This is a genomic window from Pseudomonas sp. M1 (assembly GCF_022760135.1).
Taxonomy (GTDB): Bacteria; Pseudomonadota; Gammaproteobacteria; order Pseudomonadales; family Pseudomonadaceae; genus Pseudomonas; species Pseudomonas citronellolis.
On the sequence record NZ_CP094343.1, the window covers coordinates 4,019,057 to 4,039,331 of the forward strand.

18 protein-coding genes, 1 tRNA gene and 1 pseudogene are annotated in these 20,275 nt (G+C 65.4%); 8 read left to right on the top strand and 12 right to left on the bottom strand.

What is annotated here, in order from left to right:
• Nucleotides 1-4: 4 nt before the first annotated feature.
• Nucleotides 5-1,552 carry a hypothetical protein gene (locus PM1_RS17760; protein WP_024128352.1) on the top strand — a complete coding sequence of 516 codons (1,548 nt, stop codon included), beginning with the start codon at nucleotides 5-7 and terminating at the stop codon, nucleotides 1,550-1,552.
• A 206-nt stretch (nucleotides 1,553-1,758) separates the two neighbouring features.
• Here the strand turns inward: PM1_RS17760 and PM1_RS17765 are convergent.
• The 5 genes and pseudogenes from PM1_RS17765 to gacA all read right to left on the bottom strand — a co-directional run.
• Nucleotides 1,759-2,976 (bottom strand): annotated as a pseudogene (locus tag PM1_RS17765) (tyrosine-type recombinase/integrase); the annotation flags it as partial.
• 238 nt (nucleotides 2,977-3,214) lie between these two features.
• A tRNA-Gly gene (locus PM1_RS17770) sits at nucleotides 3,215-3,290 on the bottom strand.
• 65 nt (nucleotides 3,291-3,355) lie between these two features.
• The gene (gene pgsA / locus PM1_RS17775) at nucleotides 3,356-3,916 is read right to left on the bottom strand and encodes a CDP-diacylglycerol--glycerol-3-phosphate 3-phosphatidyltransferase (RefSeq protein ID WP_009619678.1); all 561 of its coding nucleotides are present in this window, start codon (nucleotides 3,914-3,916) and stop codon (nucleotides 3,356-3,358) included.
• A gap of 34 nt (nucleotides 3,917-3,950) precedes the next feature.
• Nucleotides 3,951-5,777, bottom strand: coding sequence for an excinuclease ABC subunit UvrC (uvrC, locus tag PM1_RS17780; protein WP_009619676.1), 1,827 nt, complete (start codon nucleotides 5,775-5,777; stop codon nucleotides 3,951-3,953).
• Nucleotides 5,778-6,422, bottom strand: a complete 645-nt coding sequence (gene gacA, locus PM1_RS17785) for a response regulator transcription factor GacA (RefSeq protein ID WP_009619673.1) — start codon at nucleotides 6,420-6,422, stop codon at nucleotides 5,778-5,780. It abuts the gene before it with no gap.
• Between the two features lie 536 nt (nucleotides 6,423-6,958).
• Between gacA and PM1_RS17790 the strand changes: the two genes are divergently transcribed.
• The 6 genes from PM1_RS17790 to PM1_RS17815 all read left to right on the top strand — a co-directional run bounded on the left by PM1_RS17790 (nucleotide 6,959) and on the right by PM1_RS17815 (nucleotide 12,477).
• Entirely contained in the window at nucleotides 6,959-7,627 is a 669-nt protein-coding gene (locus tag PM1_RS17790; RefSeq protein ID WP_009619671.1) for a GntR family transcriptional regulator, read from the top strand.
• 60 nt (nucleotides 7,628-7,687) lie between these two features.
• The gene (locus PM1_RS17795) at nucleotides 7,688-8,497 is read left to right on the top strand and encodes an ABC transporter substrate-binding protein (RefSeq protein WP_009619670.1); all 810 of its coding nucleotides are present in this window, start codon (nucleotides 7,688-7,690) and stop codon (nucleotides 8,495-8,497) included.
• 16 nt (nucleotides 8,498-8,513) lie between these two features.
• Complete coding sequence (locus tag PM1_RS17800; protein WP_009619669.1) at nucleotides 8,514-9,284, top strand: amino acid ABC transporter permease; 771 nt, start codon at nucleotides 8,514-8,516, stop codon at nucleotides 9,282-9,284.
• 1 nt (nucleotide 9,285) lies between these two features.
• A complete protein-coding gene (locus PM1_RS17805; protein ID WP_009619668.1) occupies nucleotides 9,286-10,065 on the top strand; it encodes an amino acid ABC transporter ATP-binding protein in 780 nt (259 codons plus the stop codon).
• A 16-nt stretch (nucleotides 10,066-10,081) separates the two neighbouring features.
• The gene (locus tag PM1_RS17810; protein ID WP_009619667.1) at nucleotides 10,082-11,698 is read left to right on the top strand and encodes a gamma-glutamyltransferase family protein; all 1,617 of its coding nucleotides are present in this window, start codon (nucleotides 10,082-10,084) and stop codon (nucleotides 11,696-11,698) included.
• A 401-nt stretch (nucleotides 11,699-12,099) separates the two neighbouring features.
• The gene (locus tag PM1_RS17815) at nucleotides 12,100-12,477 is read left to right on the top strand and encodes an NUDIX hydrolase (RefSeq protein WP_009619666.1); all 378 of its coding nucleotides are present in this window, start codon (nucleotides 12,100-12,102) and stop codon (nucleotides 12,475-12,477) included.
• Between the two features lie 18 nt (nucleotides 12,478-12,495).
• On the opposite strand, the gene PM1_RS17820 is transcribed toward PM1_RS17815, so the two are convergent.
• The 7 genes from PM1_RS17820 to PM1_RS17850 form a co-directional block, all read right to left on the bottom strand.
• Complete coding sequence (locus PM1_RS17820; RefSeq protein WP_009619665.1) at nucleotides 12,496-13,395, bottom strand: SphA family protein; 900 nt, start codon at nucleotides 13,393-13,395, stop codon at nucleotides 12,496-12,498.
• A 78-nt stretch (nucleotides 13,396-13,473) separates the two neighbouring features.
• Nucleotides 13,474-14,535, bottom strand: coding sequence for an NADH:ubiquinone reductase (Na(+)-transporting) subunit F (locus PM1_RS17825; protein WP_009619663.1), 1,062 nt, complete (start codon nucleotides 14,533-14,535; stop codon nucleotides 13,474-13,476).
• Between the two features lie 10 nt (nucleotides 14,536-14,545).
• Complete coding sequence (locus tag PM1_RS17830) at nucleotides 14,546-14,905, bottom strand: phenol hydroxylase subunit P4 (protein WP_009619661.1); 360 nt, start codon at nucleotides 14,903-14,905, stop codon at nucleotides 14,546-14,548.
• 56 nt (nucleotides 14,906-14,961) lie between these two features.
• Nucleotides 14,962-16,461, bottom strand: coding sequence for an aromatic/alkene/methane monooxygenase hydroxylase/oxygenase subunit alpha (locus PM1_RS17835; protein WP_009619659.1), 1,500 nt, complete (start codon nucleotides 16,459-16,461; stop codon nucleotides 14,962-14,964).
• 34 nt (nucleotides 16,462-16,495) lie between these two features.
• Complete coding sequence (locus PM1_RS17840) at nucleotides 16,496-16,765, bottom strand: MmoB/DmpM family protein (RefSeq protein ID WP_009619657.1); 270 nt, start codon at nucleotides 16,763-16,765, stop codon at nucleotides 16,496-16,498.
• Nucleotides 16,762-17,757, bottom strand: a complete 996-nt coding sequence (locus PM1_RS17845) for an aromatic/alkene monooxygenase hydroxylase subunit beta (protein WP_009619655.1) — start codon at nucleotides 17,755-17,757, stop codon at nucleotides 16,762-16,764. The genes PM1_RS17840 and PM1_RS17845 overlap by 4 nt, the downstream gene beginning before the upstream one ends.
• Nucleotides 17,758-17,806: 49 nt before the next feature.
• Nucleotides 17,807-18,058 (bottom strand): phenol hydroxylase subunit, encoded by a 252-nt coding sequence (locus PM1_RS17850; RefSeq protein ID WP_009619653.1) that lies wholly within the window; start codon nucleotides 18,056-18,058, stop codon nucleotides 17,807-17,809.
• Between the two features lie 384 nt (nucleotides 18,059-18,442).
• On the opposite strand from PM1_RS17850, the gene PM1_RS17855 reads away from it, so the two are divergent.
• Nucleotides 18,443-20,140, top strand: coding sequence for a sigma-54-dependent Fis family transcriptional regulator (locus tag PM1_RS17855; protein ID WP_009619650.1), 1,698 nt, complete (start codon nucleotides 18,443-18,445; stop codon nucleotides 20,138-20,140).
• The last annotated feature ends 135 nt before the right edge of the window (nucleotides 20,141-20,275 follow it).

Below are 20,275 nucleotides of genomic sequence, written 5' to 3' on the forward strand. Positions count from 1 at the left end.
AAAAATGAAAGAGCAAGCTGAGGTGCCAAGTCCCGCGCCCAAGGACCTAACCACCACTGCCGCTCCACTGTCCTTTCGAGAAGGAGCGCGCCTCCGCATCAGCGGAGGCGCCAAGCGCGACACATTCGAGCTACTGACGTTGGTATTGCGTGCCTCATTGGCGCTAGGTGGCAAGCCGGTGATCTGCTCGGAGTTACTGCCTGGCGTATCTCTCTGGCTGTCGGTGGGAACCTTGCAGGCAAATGACGAAGCGGAGATAGCGCGCGTTGCCGAGGACATCTGGAGTGCCGTGCGATCCAGCCTGATCGACTGGCTGCGCCTATCGCCCATCCGCCCAGGCATCGCCATGGAATTGAAGGGTGGCACCCGCCTTGAGTTTGTATGGACAGGTATTCGCCCACTACGGCCTGGCCACCTGCAAATCGATGTTGCTCACGACAAGTCCTTCGTCGTCCGCTATATCAAGCACCGCAAGCGGCGCCCCTTGGTCGAATCGGCCGAGCCAGTAGAAGATTCGACTCTTCAGTCCTTCACCGTACTCCGTCGCTCCTTGCTCGACGCCATTGAGAAGAGCATCCAAACCAATCAGGCAAAGTACGCGCGTCTCCCTGCTCCCGTACGTTATCGATTAACCGGCGCCCTCTCGGCCTGGCGCAACTTCCACCAACAGGTGGATGCCACGCTCGCCGACTTATCGATTTCGGCAGCACTGGTTCACGCCCCTCTCAAACGAGTTATCACATCCCTCAACCAGATGACCCTGACGTTGCATCCCGATGGAGCGGCGCCCCACTCTGCCAACGAGTTGTCACTACACGCCTCACATAGTGCCGTTTGGCAAGCATTCGATGCACGTGAGGGCATATTCTACGAACCCAGTGCCGCCTTGCATCGATTGCTCGACAGCACATATATCGCCGATAACGTCCCCATTGGGGTGGTTCAACTTCCCACCGACACACTCTGCATTATTCCTGAACCCTCTCGCTGGAAGACCGGTGGCTACGAGAGCATCGTCTTGTTCAAGCAGGCTCATTCATTGTGTTTCGTCACCTGGGCACACCGTCCAGATACGGAGCGCAGCGTCGTGATGGACGTTCTGACACTTTCCACCGAAGAATCGGACCGTACCATCCGCGACTTGCTAGACGAGGCGTTCCAAACCCCTCAGCCAGGTGACGACCAGATCCGCCAACACTGGCGCAATTCACTCGACTACGCCATCAAAATGCTCCTGTACATGGCCGTACGTGATGCGCATGTCACTCGAGACCTCGCCCGTACCCAAGCCGCCAAGAGCCTCCCCTCTGGCCTGGGACGCCGAAAACGTGAGGCGTACCAGGTACAAGTTGACCACTTGTACGATCGCCATATCGTTGGCCCGGCCATCCTCGACGAGGAACCGGAGACCAAGACGACAGCCAGCGGCGGACGGGAGGTCTCCAGCCATTGGCGCCGCCCCTATTTCAAGATGCAGCACTACGGGCCTGGCGCAGCTCTACGCAAAGTGGTGTTCTTCGGTCCTGCCATCGTGCGTGCCGACCGGCTCTGAGAACAAGGACCGGTTTGGTACGGCCTCTCATGGGCATGGTGGAACAAGGGCATACGAAGGAGGGGCTTTGCTCCCTCCTTCGATGATTGCTGGCGCTAAGCGAGTCCGTTCGACATAAGCGCTGAAGGCGGATAGGAAGGCAAGCTATCGTTCCGAGGCAAATATTGCGACCGCCACAGGATAGATTCGGTGGCGTGTATCCCGGCATCCCACTGGTCAACTAGGTTTGCCCATTTCTGCATCATCGCCCGCCTCTGCTCGACATACTGGGCATGGTTGTAGGCTTTACGCACTGGATTCTTATCGGCATGGGACAGCTGCGCCTCAATCCATTCTCCGGGATAACCCAACTCGTTGAGAGCCGTGGAAATCGTGCCGCGAATGCCGTGGCCAGTGAGCTCATTCTGAAAGCCCATGCGATGCAACGCGTTATTCAGCGTGTTCTCACTGATACCCCGCTTCGGATCGCTCCGATGGGCCAACAGGTACCGCTGAGCCGGCAACATTTCAGCAATCAGGTCCGTGACGATCGCCAAGGCCTGCTGTGACAAGGGAACGATATACGGCGGAATCTCCCGTACATCCTTGCTTGCACGCCGCTGCAACTGCTTTACATTTTCCGGCGGGATGCTCCAAAGGCCACGCTTGAGATCAAATTGTTCCGGTACAGCTTTCCTCAGCTCCCCTGTCCTTACCCCGGTCAACAGCAGCAGGCGCAATCCTTTGCGGGTTTTCGGCTCCCCTTTGTAACTGTTCAATTTGCTCAGAAACGCTGGCAACCGCTTCATTGTCAGATGCGGATTATGCGTTACAGGTGGTTTGGGCATGGCCACAATGTCCAAATCACTCGCAGGATTCCTGTCCAACCCGGCCTCAACCATGGCATAGCGGAAAAACTTGTTGAGCCAGCCCCGGACCTTTTCGGCCGCGGTCATTGCCCCGCGCCGCTCGATACCACGCAACACGTCCAACAGGTCGTGCCGTGTTATCTCCGTGATGACGCGATGCCTCAGCGACGGAAGAACATCCTTCTTGAAGATTCGGTCAATCTGGCTGAGGGTACTCTGGCGCCCCTCCTTAAGCGTGAGGGCACGGAAGGCACGCCAGCGCATGAAGAGTGTTTCAAAGGTGTTGTCAGAGGCATGTTGCGCCAGCATGCGCTCATGCCGCCGCTGGACGCGGGGATCGATCCCTTTGGCAAGCCAACTGCGAGCGGTGTCACGCTGCCCCCGGGCCTCCCTGAGGCTGATTTCCGGGTAACTGCCAAGAGAGAGCCGCTGCTGCTTGCCGAACCAAGAAAAGCGGAAGTGCCAACTTTTTGAGCCCTTGGCACTCACGAAGAGCGCGAGCCCATCCAGATCGTTGAGCACATAGGGTTTACCGGAAGGCTTGGCTTGCCGGACTGCGGTGTCCGTTAAAGGCATGGTGCATCTCCAGTCTCGTCAGGCTGATGAGAGGAGATGACCCTTTTCGATGGGGAGCTTCCACCAAGAAACCGCTCCGCAACCTACCCCGATTGATGTACTAGTTGATGTACTAAAAAATCGTGGCTGGCAGTGAACGGCAGTGGAAGTCAATGGACGAAAAAAGGGACCAAAGGTCCCTAGTTTCAACCAGTTACGGAGTTCTATAGATGACTATGGACTTCCGTAAACCGAAAATTGGAGCGGGAAACGAGACTCGAACTCGCGACCCCGACCTTGGCAAGGTCGTGCTCTACCAACTGAGCTATTCCCGCGTCGTGTTGACGGGCGCCATTCTATCTTTTTCTGGAGCCTCGTCAACCCTTTGATTCAAAAAAAGTTATTTCTCTTTCGGGGTGGTGCTCAGGTGCGGCCAGGCGGCCAGCAGGTAGTGCAGCATGGACCACAGCGTCAGGGCCGCGGCGACGATCAGCAGCCCGTAGCCCAGCAGCACCCAGAAGGTGAACACCGGGGCGTTGGCCAGCAGGATCACCAGCGCGGCCATCTGCGCGGCGGTCTTCCACTTGCCCAGGTTGGATACCGCGACGTGGGCGCGGGCGCCCAGTTCGGCCATCCATTCGCGCAGCGCCGAGACCACGATCTCGCGGCCGATGATGATCACCGCCGGCAGCGTCAGCCAGAGGTTGGCGTGCTCTTCCACCAGCAGCACCAGCGCCACCGCCACCATCAGCTTGTCCGCCACCGGGTCGAGGAAGGCGCCGAAGGGCGTGCTCTGGCCCAGTTTGCGCGCCAGATAACCATCCAGCCAGTCGGTCGCTGCGGCCAGGGCGAATACCGCGCTGGAGGCCAGGTGGCTGCCCGGGAACGGCATGTAGAACAGCAGGATGAAGATCGGGATGAGCAGGACGCGTAGCAGTGTGAGCAGGTTCGGAATATTCATCGGGACCACTGGCCGGTGAGTTGAGCCCGGCATTCTACTCGCTGTGCAGGGCAGCATAAATCTGCTCGGCCAGCTTTTTGCTGATGCCTGGGGCCTTGGCGATCTCATCGATACTGGCGCGGCCCAGTTCCTGCAACCCACCGAAATGCTTGAGCAGCTCGCGGCGGCGCTTGGGCCCTACCCCAGGCACCTCTTCCAGGGTCGAGGTGCGCCGGGCCTTGCCGCGACGGGCGCGGTGGCCGGTGATGGCGAAGCGGTGCGATTCGTCGCGGATCTGCTGGATCAGGTGCAGCGCCGGGGAATTCGCCGGCAGGGTGAATTCGTGCTCGGCATCGTTGAGGTAGAGGGTCTCCAGGCCCGGCTTGCGCGTCACGCCCTTGGCCACGCCGAGCAGGATCAGCCCGCTCACCGCCAGCTCCTGGAGCACTTCCCGGGCCATGGCCAGTTGGCCCTTGCCGCCGTCCACCAGGAGGATGTCGGGCATCTTGCCCTCCCCCTCCTTCAGGCGGCTGAAGCGCCGCGTCAGGGCCTGGTGCATGGCGGCGTAGTCGTCGCCGCCGGTGATGCCCTCGATGTTGAAGCGGCGGTAGTCGGACTTCAGCGGCCCCTCGGGGCCGAACACCACGCAGGAGGCCACCGTGGCCTCGCCACTGGAATGGCTGATGTCGAAGCACTCCAGGCGTTGCGGCGGCTCGTCCAGGTCCAGCGCCTCGGCCAGGGCCTCGAAGCGCGCGGCGACGTGCTGGCGGTTGGCCAGGCGCGCGGCCAGGGCCTGCTCGGCGTTGGTGATCGCCAGCTGCTGCCAGCGCGCGCGGGTGCCGCGCACCCGGTGGCTGATCTCCAGTTCGCGGCCACGGGCGCTGGCGATGGCCTCGATCAGCACCGGGAAGTCCTCGTGCACGGCGTTGACGATCAGTTCAGCCGGCAGCTCGCGCTCGTGGTGGCTCAGGTAGTACTGGCCGAGGAAGGCCAGCAGCACCTCGTCGACCTCCTCTTCTATGCCCACCTGGGGGAAGAAGTTCTTGCTGCCCAGCACGCGCCCGCCGCGCACGCTGATCAGGTGCACGCAGGCGCCGCCGGGGTTGACCATGGCGGCGATGACGTCGACGTCGCCGTTGCCGCCCTCCATGCTCTGCTGGTCCTGCACGCGGCGCAGGATGGCCACCTGGTCGCGCAGCTCGGCGGCGCGCTCGAACTCCAGGCGCATGGCCGCCTGCTCCATGTCGGCGCTCAGCTCATCGGCCAGCTGGTTGCTGCGGCCTTCGAGGAACATCACCGAGTGGCGCACGTCCTGGGCGTATTCCTCGGGGCCGACCAGACCGACGCAGGGTCCTTTGCAGCGCTTGATCTGGTACTGCAGGCAGGGCCGGGTGCGGTTGCGGAAGTAGCTGTCCTCGCACTGCCGCACCAGGAAGGCCTTCTGCAGCAGGGCCAGGCTCTCGCGGATGGCGCCGGCGCTCGGGTAGGGCCCGAAGTAGCGGCCCTTGGCCTTCTTGGCGCCGCGGTGCAGGGCCAGGCGCGGGTATTCGTCCTCGCTGGACAGGTAGACGTAGGGGTAGGACTTGTCGTCGCGCAGGAGGATGTTGTACGGCGGCCGCCATTCCTTGATCAGCGTCTGCTCCAGCAGCAGCGCCTCGGTCTCGTTGGCGGTGATGGTGGTCTCGACCTGGGCGATGCGCGCCACCAGGGCGGCGGTCTTCGGCGCCAGGCCGGTCTTGCGGAAGTAGCTGGCCAGGCGCTTCTTGAGGTTCTTCGCCTTGCCGACGTAGAGCAGCTTGGCGTCCGCATCGAACATCCGGTAGACACCGGGGCGGCCGCTGCAGGTGGCGAGGAAGGCCGCCGGATCGAACACCGCGCTCATCTAGTTGCTGGCATCCACCATGCCGTGGCGCACCGCCAGCAGCGCCAGCTCGACGTCGCTGGTGATGGAGAGCTTCTCGTAGATGCGGTAGCGGTAGGTGTTCACCGTCTTGGGCGACAGGCAGAGCTTGTCGGAGATGCTCTGCACCTTGTGGCAGTTGGCGATCATCAGGGCGATCTGGATTTCGCGCTCGGACAGCGAGTCGAACGGCGAACCGCCCTTCTCCGGCTCGAAGGACTTCAGCGCCAGGCTCTGGGCGATCTGCGGGCTGATGTAGCGCTGCCCGGCGAAGACCTGGCGGATGGCCTGGACCATTTCCTCAAGCGCCGCGCCCTTGGTCAGGTAGCCGGAGGCGCCGGCCTGCATGAGGCGGGTGGGGAACGGGTCTTCCTCGCAGACGGTCACGGCCAGCACGCGCACGTCCGGCTGGCTGCGCATCAGCTTGCGGGTGGCTTCGAGGCCGCCGATGCCGGGCATCTTCACGTCCATCAGGACGACGTCGGGCTTGAGTTCCCGGGCCAGGCGCAGGGCGTCCTCGCCGGATTCGGCCTGGCCCACCACCTGCAGGCCCTCGATGTCGGCCAGCATGCGGGTAATTCCGGTGCGCACCAGATCGTGGTCATCGACCACCAGCACCTTGATCACACAGCACCTCATGCATAACTAGAGTGGAATCCGGCGCTGTGCGCGCCATCGAATCCGCGAACCTTAACAGAAAGCGATGCCCTGACCTAGCTTGGAACACAGCCGTCAAATTGCAAGCGCCAACGAACCAGCAAGCACCCCCGAAGCGCCCGCGCCAAGCTGACCAGGCGCCGAGCGAAGCGTCAAGGATGGGCATCACGACCATTCTTTCGGCTGAGACCGGTTGTCGCGGGGCGAAGCGGAGCTGACAGTGCCAACCCAGGCATCGACGCACGCCGCCGCGGCCACGGCACATCCCCGGCGCCGCCCTGACGAACGTCCGCCCGCGTTACAAAAGTGCCCGCCGTGCATCAACATGACGCACGACGAGCGCCGGACGTTACCGTTCGATGCCCACCCAGCCCCCGCCGCCCGCCCCCATCCCAACCAAATCGCCAGCGAATCAACGGCTTGTGTCTCGATCACCGATCCTGGCACGGCATCTGCTTAATTGCACTTATGGATAATTGGATACAAAAATCCAAAAGGAGCGCCCCATGCGCCTGGTACCCAACTACGACCGCCAACCCGTGACCGCCGAGGAAGAGGCCTACAGCTACCTGCTGGACGCCATCTGCAAGGGCCAGTACCGCACCGGCGACCGCCTGATCGCCGAAGACATCGCCAACGACATCGGCATGAGCCGCATGCCGGTGCGCGAAGCCTTCCGCCGCCTGGCCGCCGAGGGCCTGGTGACGCTGCGGCCGAACCGCGGCGCCATCGTCAGCGGGCTGAACATCGAGGAGATGCGCGAAGTCTTCGAGATGCGCAGCGCCCTGGAAGGCCTGGCCATCCGCCTCGCCGTGCCGAAGCTGGGCGAACGCCAGCTGGCGCGCCTGGAACGCCTGCTCGACGAGATGGACGACTACCGCGACGACAGCACCGAGTGGGTCAGCCGCCACCGCGTCTTCCACGAATACCTCTGCAGCCTCGCCGAGCGCCCGCGCCTGCTGCGCCAGATCAACGCCCTGTACTCGGTGATCGAGCCGCACATGCGCCTGTGGCTGCAGCACGTCGACAAGCCCATGAGCGCCCGCGAGGAGCACGCGGTGATCCTCGACGCCCTGCGCAGCGGCGACGCCCGCGAAGCCGAGCGGGTTCTCTGCGAGCACATCGAGGGCACGGTGCCCTCGCTGCTGAAGTTCCTCGAAGCAAAGGGCGCCTGAGACCCACGCATCGCCTGTCCCGTTGAACTGCCCCGGCAACCTCGCCCACTGGAGCTGAACATGTTCGTACGCAGGATCCCGCAATGCCTTCTCGCCCTCTGCCTGGCCGCCCCGCTGGCCCACGCCGACGCGGTGAAAATCCCCGACCGCCTGAAAACCGCCGACAAGGTGGTGTTCTGCGGCGGCATGGACTCCCCGCCCATGGGCTTCTACGACGCCTCGCAGAAGCTCACCGGGGTCACCGTCGACCTCGGCGAGGCCATCGCCAAGCGCCTGGGCGACAAGAAGATCGAATGGCGGGTGACGCCCTTCTCCGGGCTGATCCCGGCGCTGCTGGCCCGGCAGTGCGACATGCTGGTGGACCAGCTGTTCGACAAGCCCGAGCGGCGCGAAGTGATCGACATGGTCAACTACATGTACTCCAGCCAGGCCGTGGTGGTCGCCAAGGGCAACCCCAAGGGCATCCACACCCTCGACGACCTGTCCGGGAAGAAGGTGGCGGTGCTCAACGGCTCGACCATCCGCACCCTGCTCGACGCCCACAACGAGAAGCTGCAGCAGGCCGGCAAGGCGCCGATGAAAGTCGTCGTCTACAACACCGACACCGACGCCTTCCAGGCCCTGCGCATCCAGCAGGCCGACGCCTACGGCACCACCGTGGAAACCGCCGGCTACTACCAGGGCATGGCCCCGGACCTGTTCGAGACCGGCGTGCCGGCCTTCGCCCGCATCCTCACCGGCCTGGGCATCCGCAAGGAAGACAAGCAGCTCAGCGCGGCGGTGCAGCAGATCATCCAGGACATGCAGGCCGACGGCAGCTACCAGGCGCTGCTCGCCAAGTGGCACATCGAAGGCGACAAGCTCGACTGAGCCGAGGTGACCGACCATGAACTTCAGTTGGGACGTGTTCTGGCAATACCTGCTCAAGCCGAGCGACATCTACCTGTACGGGCTCTGGCTGACCTGCGTGATCGCCGTCAGCGCCATGCTCCTGGGCTGCGTGCTCGGGCTGCTGGCGGCGCTGATGCGGCTGTCGTCCAACCCGCTGCTGCAATACCCGGTGCGCTTCTACGTATGGCTGATGCGCGGCACGCCGCTGCTGGTGCAGATCGTCTTCCTCTACACGGCGCTGGCCGCCGGCGGGGTGTTCCGCTTCGAGGACCTGGACCTGGGGCTGTTCGTCCTGCCCGGCAACATCCAGGCGGCGATCATCGCCCTGGGCCTCAACGAGGGCGCCTATATGGCTGAGATCATCCGCGCCGGCATCGGCGCGGTGGACAAGGGCCAGTACGAGGCCGGCAAGTCCCTGGGCATGACCTTCGCCAAGCTGATGCGGCGCATCGTCCTGCCCCAGGCCTTCCGCGTCATCGTCCCGCCGCTGGGCAACGAGTTCAACGTGATGCTGAAGAACACCACCCTGGTCAGCGTGATCGGCGTGCAGGAACTGCTGCTGAGCACCCAGATGGTCACCTCGGCGACCTTCCGCGTGTTCGAGCTGTACCTGGTGGTGGCCATCTACTTCCTGCTGCTGACCACCCTCTGGGGCTTCTTCCAGCGCTGGCTGGAGAAACGCTTCGGCAAGTCCGAAGGCAACACCCCGGCGGCGCCGAGCCGGATGTTCGGCCAGCAGGCCATGAAACTGCTGAGGGGGCGCTGAGATGATCCCGACCGCGAAAGACGTGGTGATCCAGGCCCGCGACGTGCACAAGGCCTTCGGCGAACTGGAGATCCTCAAGGGCGTGTCCCTGGACGTGCACCGCGGCGAGGTGGTGGTGCTGATCGGCGCCTCCGGCTCGGGCAAGACCACCTTCATCCGCTGCATCAACCACCTGGAAGACATCCAGGGCGGCAGCATCCGCGTCAACGGCGCGCTGATGGGCTACCGCGAGCGCGCCGACGGCAAGCGGGTGCGCGACTCGGAAAGCAACATCGCCCGCCGCCGCCGCGATATCGGCATGGTGTTCCAGCGCTTCAACCTGTTCCCGCACATGACGGTGCTGGAGAACATCATCGAAGCGCCGGTGCAGGTGCTCGGCGTGCCCCGCGGCGAAGCCCTCGAACAGGCGCGCCGCCTGCTCGCCCGGGTGCGCCTGGCGGACAAGGCCGAGCACTACCCGGCGCAGCTCTCCGGCGGCCAGCAGCAGCGCGTGGCCATCGCCCGCGCCCTGGCGATGAAGCCCCAGGCGATGCTCTTCGACGAACCCACCAGCGCGCTGGACCCGGAAACCGTGGGCGAAGTGCTGCAGGTGATGAAGGAACTGGCCGAGGAAGGCATGACCATGGTGGTGGTGACCCACGAGATGGGCTTCGCCCGCGAAGTGGCCGACCGCGTGGTGGTGCTGCACCAGGGCGAGCTCATCGAAGAAGGCCCGCCGGCCCAGGTGTTCGGCAACCCCCATCACCCGCGCACGCGGGAATTCCTCAGCCGCGTACTCTGATTCAAGGACGCCCTCCATGCTGCGTTTCTCCGCCCACGAATACCCCTACGCCTCCCAGCGCCAGAGCGTCTTCGCCCGCAACGGCATGGTCGCCGCCTCGCAGCCGCTGGCCGCCGAAGCCGGCATCGCCATGCTGCGCGCCGGCGGCAACGCCATCGACGCGGCCATCGCCACCGCGGCGGCGCTGACGGTGGTCGAGCCCACCGGCTGCGCCATCGGCGGCGACGCCTTCGCCCTGGTCTGGGTCAAGGACCAGCTGCACGGCCTGGACGCCAGCGGCCATGCCCCCGCCTCGCTGTCCATCGACGCGGTGAAGGCCGCCGGCCACGGGAAGATGCCGGTGCACGGCTGGCTGCCGGTCACGGTGCCGGGCATTCCCTCGGCCTGGGCCGAGCTGTCCGCGCGCTTCGGCAAGCTGCCCTTCGCCGAGCTGCTGCAACCGGCCATCGCCCTGGCCCGCGACGGCTTCCCGGTGTCGCCGGTGGTGGCTCACCAGTGGGAAATCGCCCGCCGCGAATACCAGGCCAGCCGCGCCGCTGAACCGGTGCTGGAAACCTGGTTCGACACCTTCACCCTCGACGGCGAAGCGCCGCGCGCCGGCCAGCTGTTCCGCAACCCGGCCCAGGCGCGGACGCTGGCCGAACTGGCCGAGACCAAGTGCGAGAGCTTCTACCGCGGCGCCATCGCCCAGCGCCTGGCGGCGCACGCCGCGGCCAGCGGCGGCCACCTGGGCGCGGCGGACCTGGCCGGCTACCGGCCGAAATGGGTCGAGCCGATCAAGGCCAACTACCGCGGCTACGACGTCTGGGAAATCCCGCCCAGCGGCCAGGGCCTGATCGCCCTGATGACGCTGAACATCCTCCAGGGCTTCGACTTCGACCAGCGCGACAGCCAGCTCACCTGGCACCGCCAGCTGGAAGCGATGAAGAAGGCCTACGCCGACGGCCTGCACTACATCACCGACCCCGAGCACATGCGCGTGGCCGCTAGCGCCCTGCTGAGCGAAGACTACGCCGCGCGCCGCCGCGCCGAGATCGGCGAGCGCGCCCAGGCGCCGCAACACGGCGACCCGCACGCCAGCGGCACCGTGTACATCGCTACCGCCGACGGCGAAGGCAACATGGTCTCCTTCATCCAGAGCGCCTACCACGGCTTCGGCTCCGGCGTGGTGCTGCCCGACAGCGGCATCGCCTTGCAGAACCGCGGCTCGGAATTCAGCCTCGACCCCGGCCACGCCAACGCCCTGGCCCCGGGCAAGCAGACCTTCCACACCATCATCCCCGGCTTCCTCAGCAAAGACGGCGTGGCGGTCGGCCCCTTCGGCGTGATGGGCGGCTACATGCAGCCCCAGGGTCACGTGCAAGTGGTGATGAACCTGGTGGACTTCGGCCTCAACCCGCAAGCCGCGCTGGACGCCCCGCGCTGGCAGTGGCTGGGCGGGATGAAGGTGGGCATAGAGCAGAGCGCCCCGCGCGACCTCGCCTTCGCCCTGGCCCGCCGCGGCCACGAGGTGGAAGTGGCCTGCGACCTGACCGACTACGGCCGCGGCCAGATCATCGTCCGCGACCCGCAGACCGGCGTGCTCTGCGGCGGCACCGAACCGCGGGCGGACTCGCATATCGCGGTGTGCTGATCGCGGACGGAGTCCGCTCCTACGCGCCATGCCATTCCCATGTAGGGGATTTATCCGCGATTTCGCCGGCAAGGCCGGCGCTCGGTCATTCCCGTAGGATGGGTTGAGCGAAGCGATACCCATCACCGCCACCACATGGATTTCGCAAGCTCAACCCATCCTACGAAAGGCACCTCGGCGCAAGCCGGAACACCGCGCCCCAAAACCGCCCATCCCCCGCCGACCGATCAGAAATTTCCATTGCCCGAATCAGCGGTTTCAAATGGAACGCTGCCTTCCCCCCTGCGTATCCTGCGCGCCGCGCCGGCTGGCGCCGTTCTTGCTTATTTTTTGTGACAAATTCATGACAAGCGTTGTCTGCTATTACAGATGTATGTGGCAAGCAGTATCAGGGGGTGCCCATGGGTAGTGCGATCAAGGAACGGGCGACAGTGATCTGCCGTCAGGACGACAAGATCCTTTTCGTGCGCAAGGCTCGGCGCAAATGGAACCTGCCCGGCGGCCGCATCGAGGCCAACGAGGCGCCGCGCCAGGCGGCCCAGCGCGAGCTGGCCGAAGAAACCGGTCTGCAGGTGGAGGCCATGGCCTACCTCGCTCCGCTGGAGCTGTACCAGACCCTCCACTACGTGTTCGAAACGGCCCTGCCCGAGCCGCAGAACCCTCAGCCGCAGAACGAAATCGCCGACTGCCGCTGGTTCTCCCTGGACGAACTGGCCAAGCGCAACGTCAACAAGGCCATCAAGCGCCTGCTCAAGGACTGCCAGCGCCCGCCGCAGTGAGGCGGCGGGCCCCTCCGCTCAGAATGGCAGCGTCAGTTTCAGCCAATAGGCGTCACCCTGGGCGCGGTTGCGCACGTCGGTTTCCTTCGACCACTTGGCGGTGACGAACCAGCCGTCCTTGCCGCTGTACTTCAGCGACGGGCCGATGGCGAAGCTGCGGCCCTTGTTGTCCTCGATGCGCTCGCCGTCCTGGCGGTCATCGGTGGTCTGCCGGTAATAGTAGCCGCCCACCCCGGCCACCCAGCCGTTGCCGAAGCCCCAGCCCACCGCGTAGTCGACGTGGAATTCCTGCCCGGAGCGGTAGTCGGTGTCGGGGTTCTTGCGGTTAAAGTCGTACATCACCTTGGCATCCAGGTTCGGCCCGTTCGGGTCGACGTAGCTCATCGCGTACACCGGCTCGAACACCCAGTAATTGCGCCCGGGGTTGGCCAGGTCGTCCTTATCGTAGCGGCCGGTGGGGGCGATCATGTCGAAGGCCAGGATGCTGTGTAACTTCTCGCTGTGATGGAAGCCCAGCGCCGGGCCGAAGATCATGTCGCCCAGGCCGCGGTTGTGCTGCGACTGGCCGTTGAGGTCGACCTTCAGGTCCACCAGCGGGACTATCGCGTGCAGCGCGAAGCTGCCGCCGAGCAAGCTGTAGTCGCTCACCCAGATCAGCCGGGGAACGATGGCGTTGGCGCGCACGCGGAAGTCCACCGGCAGCTTGCGGCCGTCGTTGCCACGAAGGTTGTCGGCCTCGTAGTGGTTGACGAACAGTTGGCCGTAGAAGCCCGGCGGCGGCATGGCGCCGGACATGTAATTCTCCGCGCCCAACGGGTAGGAAGTACCGCCACCCTCGGTGGCGCGGGACAGGTTGGCGACGCCGAACAGCAGGGCGCAGGCGGCGAAGCGGAGCAGGTACGCAAGGGGCTTTTTCATCGGGGCAACCTTTGTTGTTGTTATCGGTCGGGCGCACCCCGGCCCCCGCGCAGGAGCGAGGTGCCGGGCAGCAAGGTTTCAGATGCGCTTGAACAGGGCCGAGCGCTGGCCCTCGGCGGCACCGTCGGCGGCGCTGTAGAAACGCTCCATGAAGATGTCGCGCTCGAACAGTCGGCCCTGCATCAGACAGGTGATGGCCGCGTCGATCATCGGCGGCGGGCCGCACAGGTAGGCCTTGTGGCCGCCGAAGCGACCATCGAAGTGCTTCTTCGCCGCGTCGTGGACGTAGCCGCGAAAGCCGCTCCACTGGCCGTCCTCGGCGGCCTGGCTGAGCGCCGGCACATAGGTGAAGTTGGCGTATCGCGTGGCCAGTTCCTCGAACAGCTCGCGGTTGTACAGCTCGGCGCGGGTGCGCGCGCCCTGGAACAGGGTGATGCGCCGGGCATCGCCCTGCTCCAGCAGGTCGAGGATCATCGATTGCGGGCTGGACAGTCCCGAGCCGCCGGCGATGAAGATCAGGTCGCCGGCCTGGGAGCCGCGCACGAAGAACTGCCCGTAGGGACCGGAGACTTCCACCGCGTCGCCCTCGCGCAGGCCGTCGTGGATGAAGCCGGTGGCGGCGCCGCCCTCGACCAGGCGCACATGCAGCTCGACCTCATCGGGGCGGCTCGGCGGATTGGCCAGGGAAAAGGCACGGGTGCCCTCAATGCCCGGCAGTTGCAGGTTGACGTACTGCCCAGCCTGGAAGGCCATGGGCCGGTCCAGCTTCAGGTGCACGCCCTTGATGGTCGGCGACAGGTCCACCAGGCGGCTGACCACCGCGTGGTAGTCGCGCACCGGGTGGCCGGCAAAGTCGGGGTCGACGTCGATGTCGGCCTCGATCACCAAGTCGCTCTGCGGAATGGCGCAGCAGGCCAGGACCTTGCCCTCGTCGCGCTCCATGTCCATCAGCGCGAAGGACGAGGCGGCGCCCAGGTCCACCTCGCCTTCCAGTACCTGGCATTTGCAGGTGGCGCAGGTGCCATGGCCGCAGGCGAAGGGCAGCCACACGCCCTGGCGCAGGGCGGCCTGGAGGATGGTCTGGCCCTCCTCCACCTCGATCTGCTCGCCGGTGGGTTCGATGGTCACTTGATAGCTCATGGCGGCGCCCTCAGTTACGGCTGCCGCCCAGGCCTTCCAGGCCCGGGGTATGCAGGTGCAGCAGGCTCTTGTGGCCCAGGCCGTTGGCGGCCAGGCCGCGGGCCGGGTCGGGTGCGAAAGGCGCATCGTCCAGGCGCCACTGGGCGGCGGCGAAGTCCACCCGGGCGGCGTCCGGATGCAGGGCGATGGCCGGCTTGACCACCTGCTCGACGAACTCGGCGAAGGGCTGCGCCGGGTCCACCGGCAGGGTGAAGGGCGCGCAGAACAGCAGGTGGTGCTCCCAGCACAGGTAGACCAGTTGGGCGCCGTGGAAATTGGCCTGGCGGTCCAGGGGCTCGGAGATATAGGTGCCGATGGCGGTCACGGACATGGTGGTGTTCCTCTTGTTCTTGTCGAGGGGCGCGGCGGGCGCGCCCGCCTTGTGCTTCAACCGGCTTTCTGCGCCTGCCAGCGCTGTTGCTCGGGGGAGCCCTGGTACTCGAAGTTGTCCTGCCCGGGGGCGATGTTGTAGTAGTCGCGCACCACCGCCTCGACGTCGCCGCCGCCGCAGTTGCCCTGGAGAATCTGGTGCACCGGCAGCCAGGCCTGCACGTACTTCTCCGGTTCATGGGCGAAGATGTCGCAGCAGCCGTCGGAGCAGAAGTGATAGCGCTCGCCCCCGTGCACCAGGCTGCGGTGGCTCAGGCGCGTGGCGTCGTCCGGCTCGGTGAAGGCCAGGGGGATCTGGCAGATCTGGCAGAGCATCGGCAGCGTCGGGTTGTAGAAGCGCTCGCCGCGCGCCTGCAGTTCGCGCCAGTGCTCGTAGCGCGGCCGGTAGTACTTGTCGAAGGTCTCCGGGTACTTGGCCGAGAGCCAGTCCAGCTCCTCGTCGGTGGGTATCCAGGTGTGGAAGTTGGTGGCCTGGCTGTACTGGTAGAAGATCGACCAGGCCTGGTGGCTGATGTGCTCCTTGCCGATGGCGGTCTGCTCGACGTATTTGGGCGGGCGGATGCCATAGCGTTCCAGGTCCTTGAACAGCGCGCCGCCGGCCTGCTCGAAGTACACCTCCCAGGCCTCGGCCCAGGACATGACTTTGTTCGGCAGCATGTAGTCCATCATCATCCCGACCAGGGTCAGCAGGCGGTAGCCGCGCCAGAACCACTTGTCGATCCAGCGCTGGACGATGGGCACGTTGTCCTCGTGCTGCTCCAGCAGGAACTTGATCACCTCCAGGCCCAGGGTCATGTGCCGCGCCTCGTCGGACTGCGCCGAGAAGCCGAAGGTGACCGTGGCCATGTCGCCGTTGTAGGCGGCGCCGGACATGAAGGGCACGAACAGCAGGTTGGTCAGCACGTACTCGAAGGAGAACGAGATGGCCGTGAGGAACTCGAACGGGCCGGCGGTGCGGGCGTCCTCGAAGAACGACTTGGGCACTGAGAGGAACCACACGCGGTCGTGCATGTGGGCGAAGTCGTGCAGGCCGTTGAAGTGCTTGTTGTAGTGGCTCATCGCGTGCACCTGGGTCTGCACGTGGCGCAACTCGTCGATCGCCTGCATCTGGCAGGCGACCCGCGCCCCTGCCCCGCCGAAGTGCCGGCCGACCCGCGCGAAGCCCTGGTAGGCCTGGTATTCCAGGGGCGTGACGCCGCACAGGAACAGCTTCAGGGCGTTGACGTAGCGGGCGTCGGAGATGTTCTGGTGGCCGTTGTTCTGGGCGAAGGCGTCGAAGATGGCGTAGAGCTTCTTCTCCTTCTCGGCCTGGTACTTCCAGTAGGCGTCCATGGTCAGGCGGAAGGGGTCCTCCCACTTGTCCCAGTCGGTGATCTTGATCCCCTCGAAGCGCTCGTAGGGGTAGATGTCTTCCTTGCGCTGGTAGCTCGGCTCCCAGCCCAGGTCGCGGGTCAGGCAGCGGTACTTGTCTTTCTGGTTCAGGCGTTTGGCGGCCATGGCGGCTCTCTCCGGATTCTTGTCGTTGTGCGGATCAGTTCCAGTGCAGGGCGAAGCGGTCCTCGTCCTCCTCGACGTTGCCACCGAGGGTGATCACGTCGATCAGCATTTCCTGCACGTCCCACTCGCGACCGAGCTTCTCCTCCACCGTGGCGCGGTGGATGTCCAGGCGGCCTTCGGCCTGCACGCGGATCATCGCCGGCCGGTGCTGGACCTCGGCGTGGGGGTTGTCCTGGACGATGGCTTCGACGATGTAGCGGGCGGCGTCGTTGTCCTGGAAGGCGATGTAGACGAGGGAAGTCATGCTGCTGCTCCACTGAGGCCGAGTTTCTTCAGGCGTGCGCCGAAGGCGCCGTCGACGGCGTCCAGCGCCTCGTGGCCGGGGCCGATCTCGGCCAGCGGCGCCAGGGCCTGCAAGGCGCGCTCGCGCCAGTGGGCGACCCAGCCCTCGACCAGCGCGCGATTGGCGTCGCTCTCGGCGACCACCGTCTTCACCAGCGCGTCGACCCAGCGCTGGCTCTCGGCGAACCACAGACGCATGAACTCGGTGAGCATGCCCACCTGTCCCGCCCCGGCGGCCACCAGTTGGGCGTCGAAACGCTCGAACAGCAGCGGATACAGCAGGCCGTCGCTGACCAGGTTCTGCGCCAGGCTCAACTCGAACCAATCGCGTACCACCAGCGTGTCCTCCACGTAGCGGCGCAGGCCCTGCCAGGCCGGCTCGTCCAGCCAGCACCGCTTGGCCTCGGCCAGCAGCGCCAGGCCGTCGTCCTCCAGCAGCAGGCCGATACGCGACAGGTACTGGGCGATAGCCAGGCGGTCCATGGCCTGGAACATGTGCATCTGGGTGACGCTGGTGCCAAAGGCGTCGGCGGCAATGCCGCTGTTGTTCATGTTCGCGCCCAGTTCGGCGTGGCGCAGCGGCAGCAGAAGCTGGGCGATCAGCGCACGCTTTTCCCCGGGCAGCTGGGCCAGCAGTTCGCGCTTCTCGCAGAAGGCAAAGTCGTGCTCGGCGTTCTCCTGCATCCGCGCCCGGGCCTGCACGTAGGCGCCGTAGTAGTACTGGCGCGGGTCACTGACGGCGTACCAGTCGGCCATGCGCACGGCAGTGCGGGTGGGGTCGTTGAGCAGCTTGTCCGGCTGCCACAGCGGGCGGTAGTGGAAGTTGGTCGCCGCCTCGATGTCGAAGCTGGCCTCCTGGTAGCGGCTGGCCGGCTTGTCGCCGAAGCGCCGGCGGGTGTGGCTGAAGGTCTGGCGGATGGGCTCCACCGTGGCCGTCTTGATCTCGATGCTCATGCAAGGCGTCCCGTAGTTGTTGTTGTGGGGCGACGCAGCGGAAGGCGCGTCAGTCGTCCTGGCCACGGCTTTCGCCGTAGCGCCATTTCTGCATGTCGGCGTCGATGGCGGCGGCCATCTGCGCGTCCATGTGATGCACCCGGTTGCTCCGGCAGAAGCTGGCGAAGGCCGCACGCGGCAACACCAGCTCGACGAAGAGGTCCGGGTAGCCGATGGCGAAGTCGAACTCGACGAAGGCCGCGTCCGGCTCGCTGCGAACCCGCACGTAGCGGGGCATCTGGTCGAAGGGGGTGGCGTTCATGCTCGGGCTCCGGTGGCGTCGAAGGGACTTGAGCAACGCCTGTGCCAGGACCGTGGAAGACGCTCGAAAAATAAATTTAACCAACTGAAACAAAAGGTTTTTTTAGAAATATCGCGACTTGCGAAGAGGCCCGCCGAAGGGTTGCAGCCTGGCCCGGACGGCTACTGCGATTGATCATTTGCTCAAGCCGGCGGGGGCCATTGCAGCAAATGGCGAAGGCCGGGGCCGGATTGACTTTTCCCGCCCCTTCAGGCGATTTGGAAAAAGAGCGACGCCCCTCCGCCTTGCCTGAACCGCGGCGGCGTCGCCGGCGCGAGCCACCCCGCCACAGCCTGGGCGGGACGCGCCACCACCCCGTACAACGACAATTCAGGGGCGCGATCGATGATTACCCAATACAAGGCGCCGGACCCCGCTCCGGCGCTCAAGGACCTTACCGAGCGGGTCCGCTTCCTCGGCACCGAGGGCAAGGTCTGGCTGGACGAACAGCGCATGTTGCTGGTCCAGGCAGCGATGATGGCCAGCATGCGCCGCGAGCTGATCGAGATGCTCGGTGTGGAGCGGGCCAAGGGCTTCTTCCTGCGCATGGGCTACCAGTCCGGGCTGAAGGACGCCGAGCTGGCGCGCAAGCTGCGCCCGCAGGGCAACCCGGTGGAGATGTTCTTCATCGGCCCGCAGCTGCATTCGCTCAAGGGCATGGTCAAGGTGTGCCCGCTGCAGTTGGAGATCGACCTGGACAGCGGCCATTTCTATGCCGACATCGAATGGCAGGACAGCTTCGAGGTGGAGAACTGCCAGGCCGAAAACCTGCACTCCGAGCAACCGGTGTGCTGGATGCTGCTGGGCTACGCGATCAGCTACAGCTCGTTCTTCCTCGGCCGCCAGGTGCTCTACAAGGAAGTCAGCTGCCGTGGCTGCGGCGGTGCGCAGTGCCGCATCGTCGGCAAGCCGGTGGAGCAATGGGAAGACGCCAACGACTTCCTGCGCTACTTCCAGAGCGACCCCATCATCGACGAACTGCAGGCCCTGCAGGTGCAGGTGGCGAACATGCGCCAGCGCCTGCAACTGCAGGCCGGGCAGTTCTACGGCATCGGCCAGGCCCCGGCCTACAAGCGTTGCTGCGCGCTGATCGACAAGGTTGCCCCCGGCAAGGCCTCGGTGCTGCTGCTGGGCGAGACCGGCACCGGCAAGGAAGTCATCGCCCGTAGCCTGCACCTGCGCAGCGAACGCGCCGGCAGCCCCTTCGTGGCGCTGAACTGCGCGACCATCCCACCGGACCTGATCGAGGCCGAGCTGTTCGGCGTCGAGAAAGGCGCCTACACCGGCGCCCAGCAGTCGCGCATGGGCCGCTTCGAGCGGGCCAACGGCGGCACCCTGTTCCTCGACGAGATCGTCGAGCTGACCCCGCGCGCCCAGGCCAGCCTGCTGCGGGTGCTGCAGGAAGAGGAACTGGAGCGCGTCGGCGACAGCCGCACGCGCCAGGTGGACGTGCGCGTCATCGCCGCCACCCACGAGGACCTGGAGCAGGCGGTGAAGCAAGGCCGCTTCCGCGCCGACCTGTTCTACCGGCTGAACGTGTTCCCGGTGCGCATCCCCGCCCTGCGCGAGCGCCGCGAAGACATCCCGCTGCTGATCGAGCACTTCCTCGCGCGCCTGCACGAAAGCTACGGCAAGAAGACCCTCGGCCTCAGCGACCGCGCCCTGCAGGCCTGCCTGCAGTACGACTGGCCGGGCAACGTGCGCGAGTTGGAGAACCTCATGGAGCGCGGCGTGATCATCACCGACGAGAACCAGAGCATCGGCCTGGACGCCCTCTTCCCCCACGCCCCGCCGGAAGCCGAGAGCATCGGCCTGGCCAGCGACGGGCGCCTGGTGGCCAGCGCCGGGCAGGCGCCGTGGGTCGGGCAGATCATCGACAGCGGCATCGGCCTCGACGCGCTGGAGGAAGCACTGATGCAGGAAGCCATGGCCCGCAGCCAGCAGAATGTCTCCGAGGCCGCTCGCCTGCTGGGCATGACCCGCCCGGCGCTGGCCTACCGGCTGAAGAAGTCGCCGGGCGAAGGCGCCCCCGGGCGGGCTTGAGCATTTGGACGAAGGCCGACCGGGCACTTCACCAAATGCTCGACCGGCCTGCCCCTTTCGCCGTCCAGAAAAAACAGAACTCCTTTTATATCAACAAGTTGAAAGATTGGCACCGTCTTTGCTCAGCCACCTTCG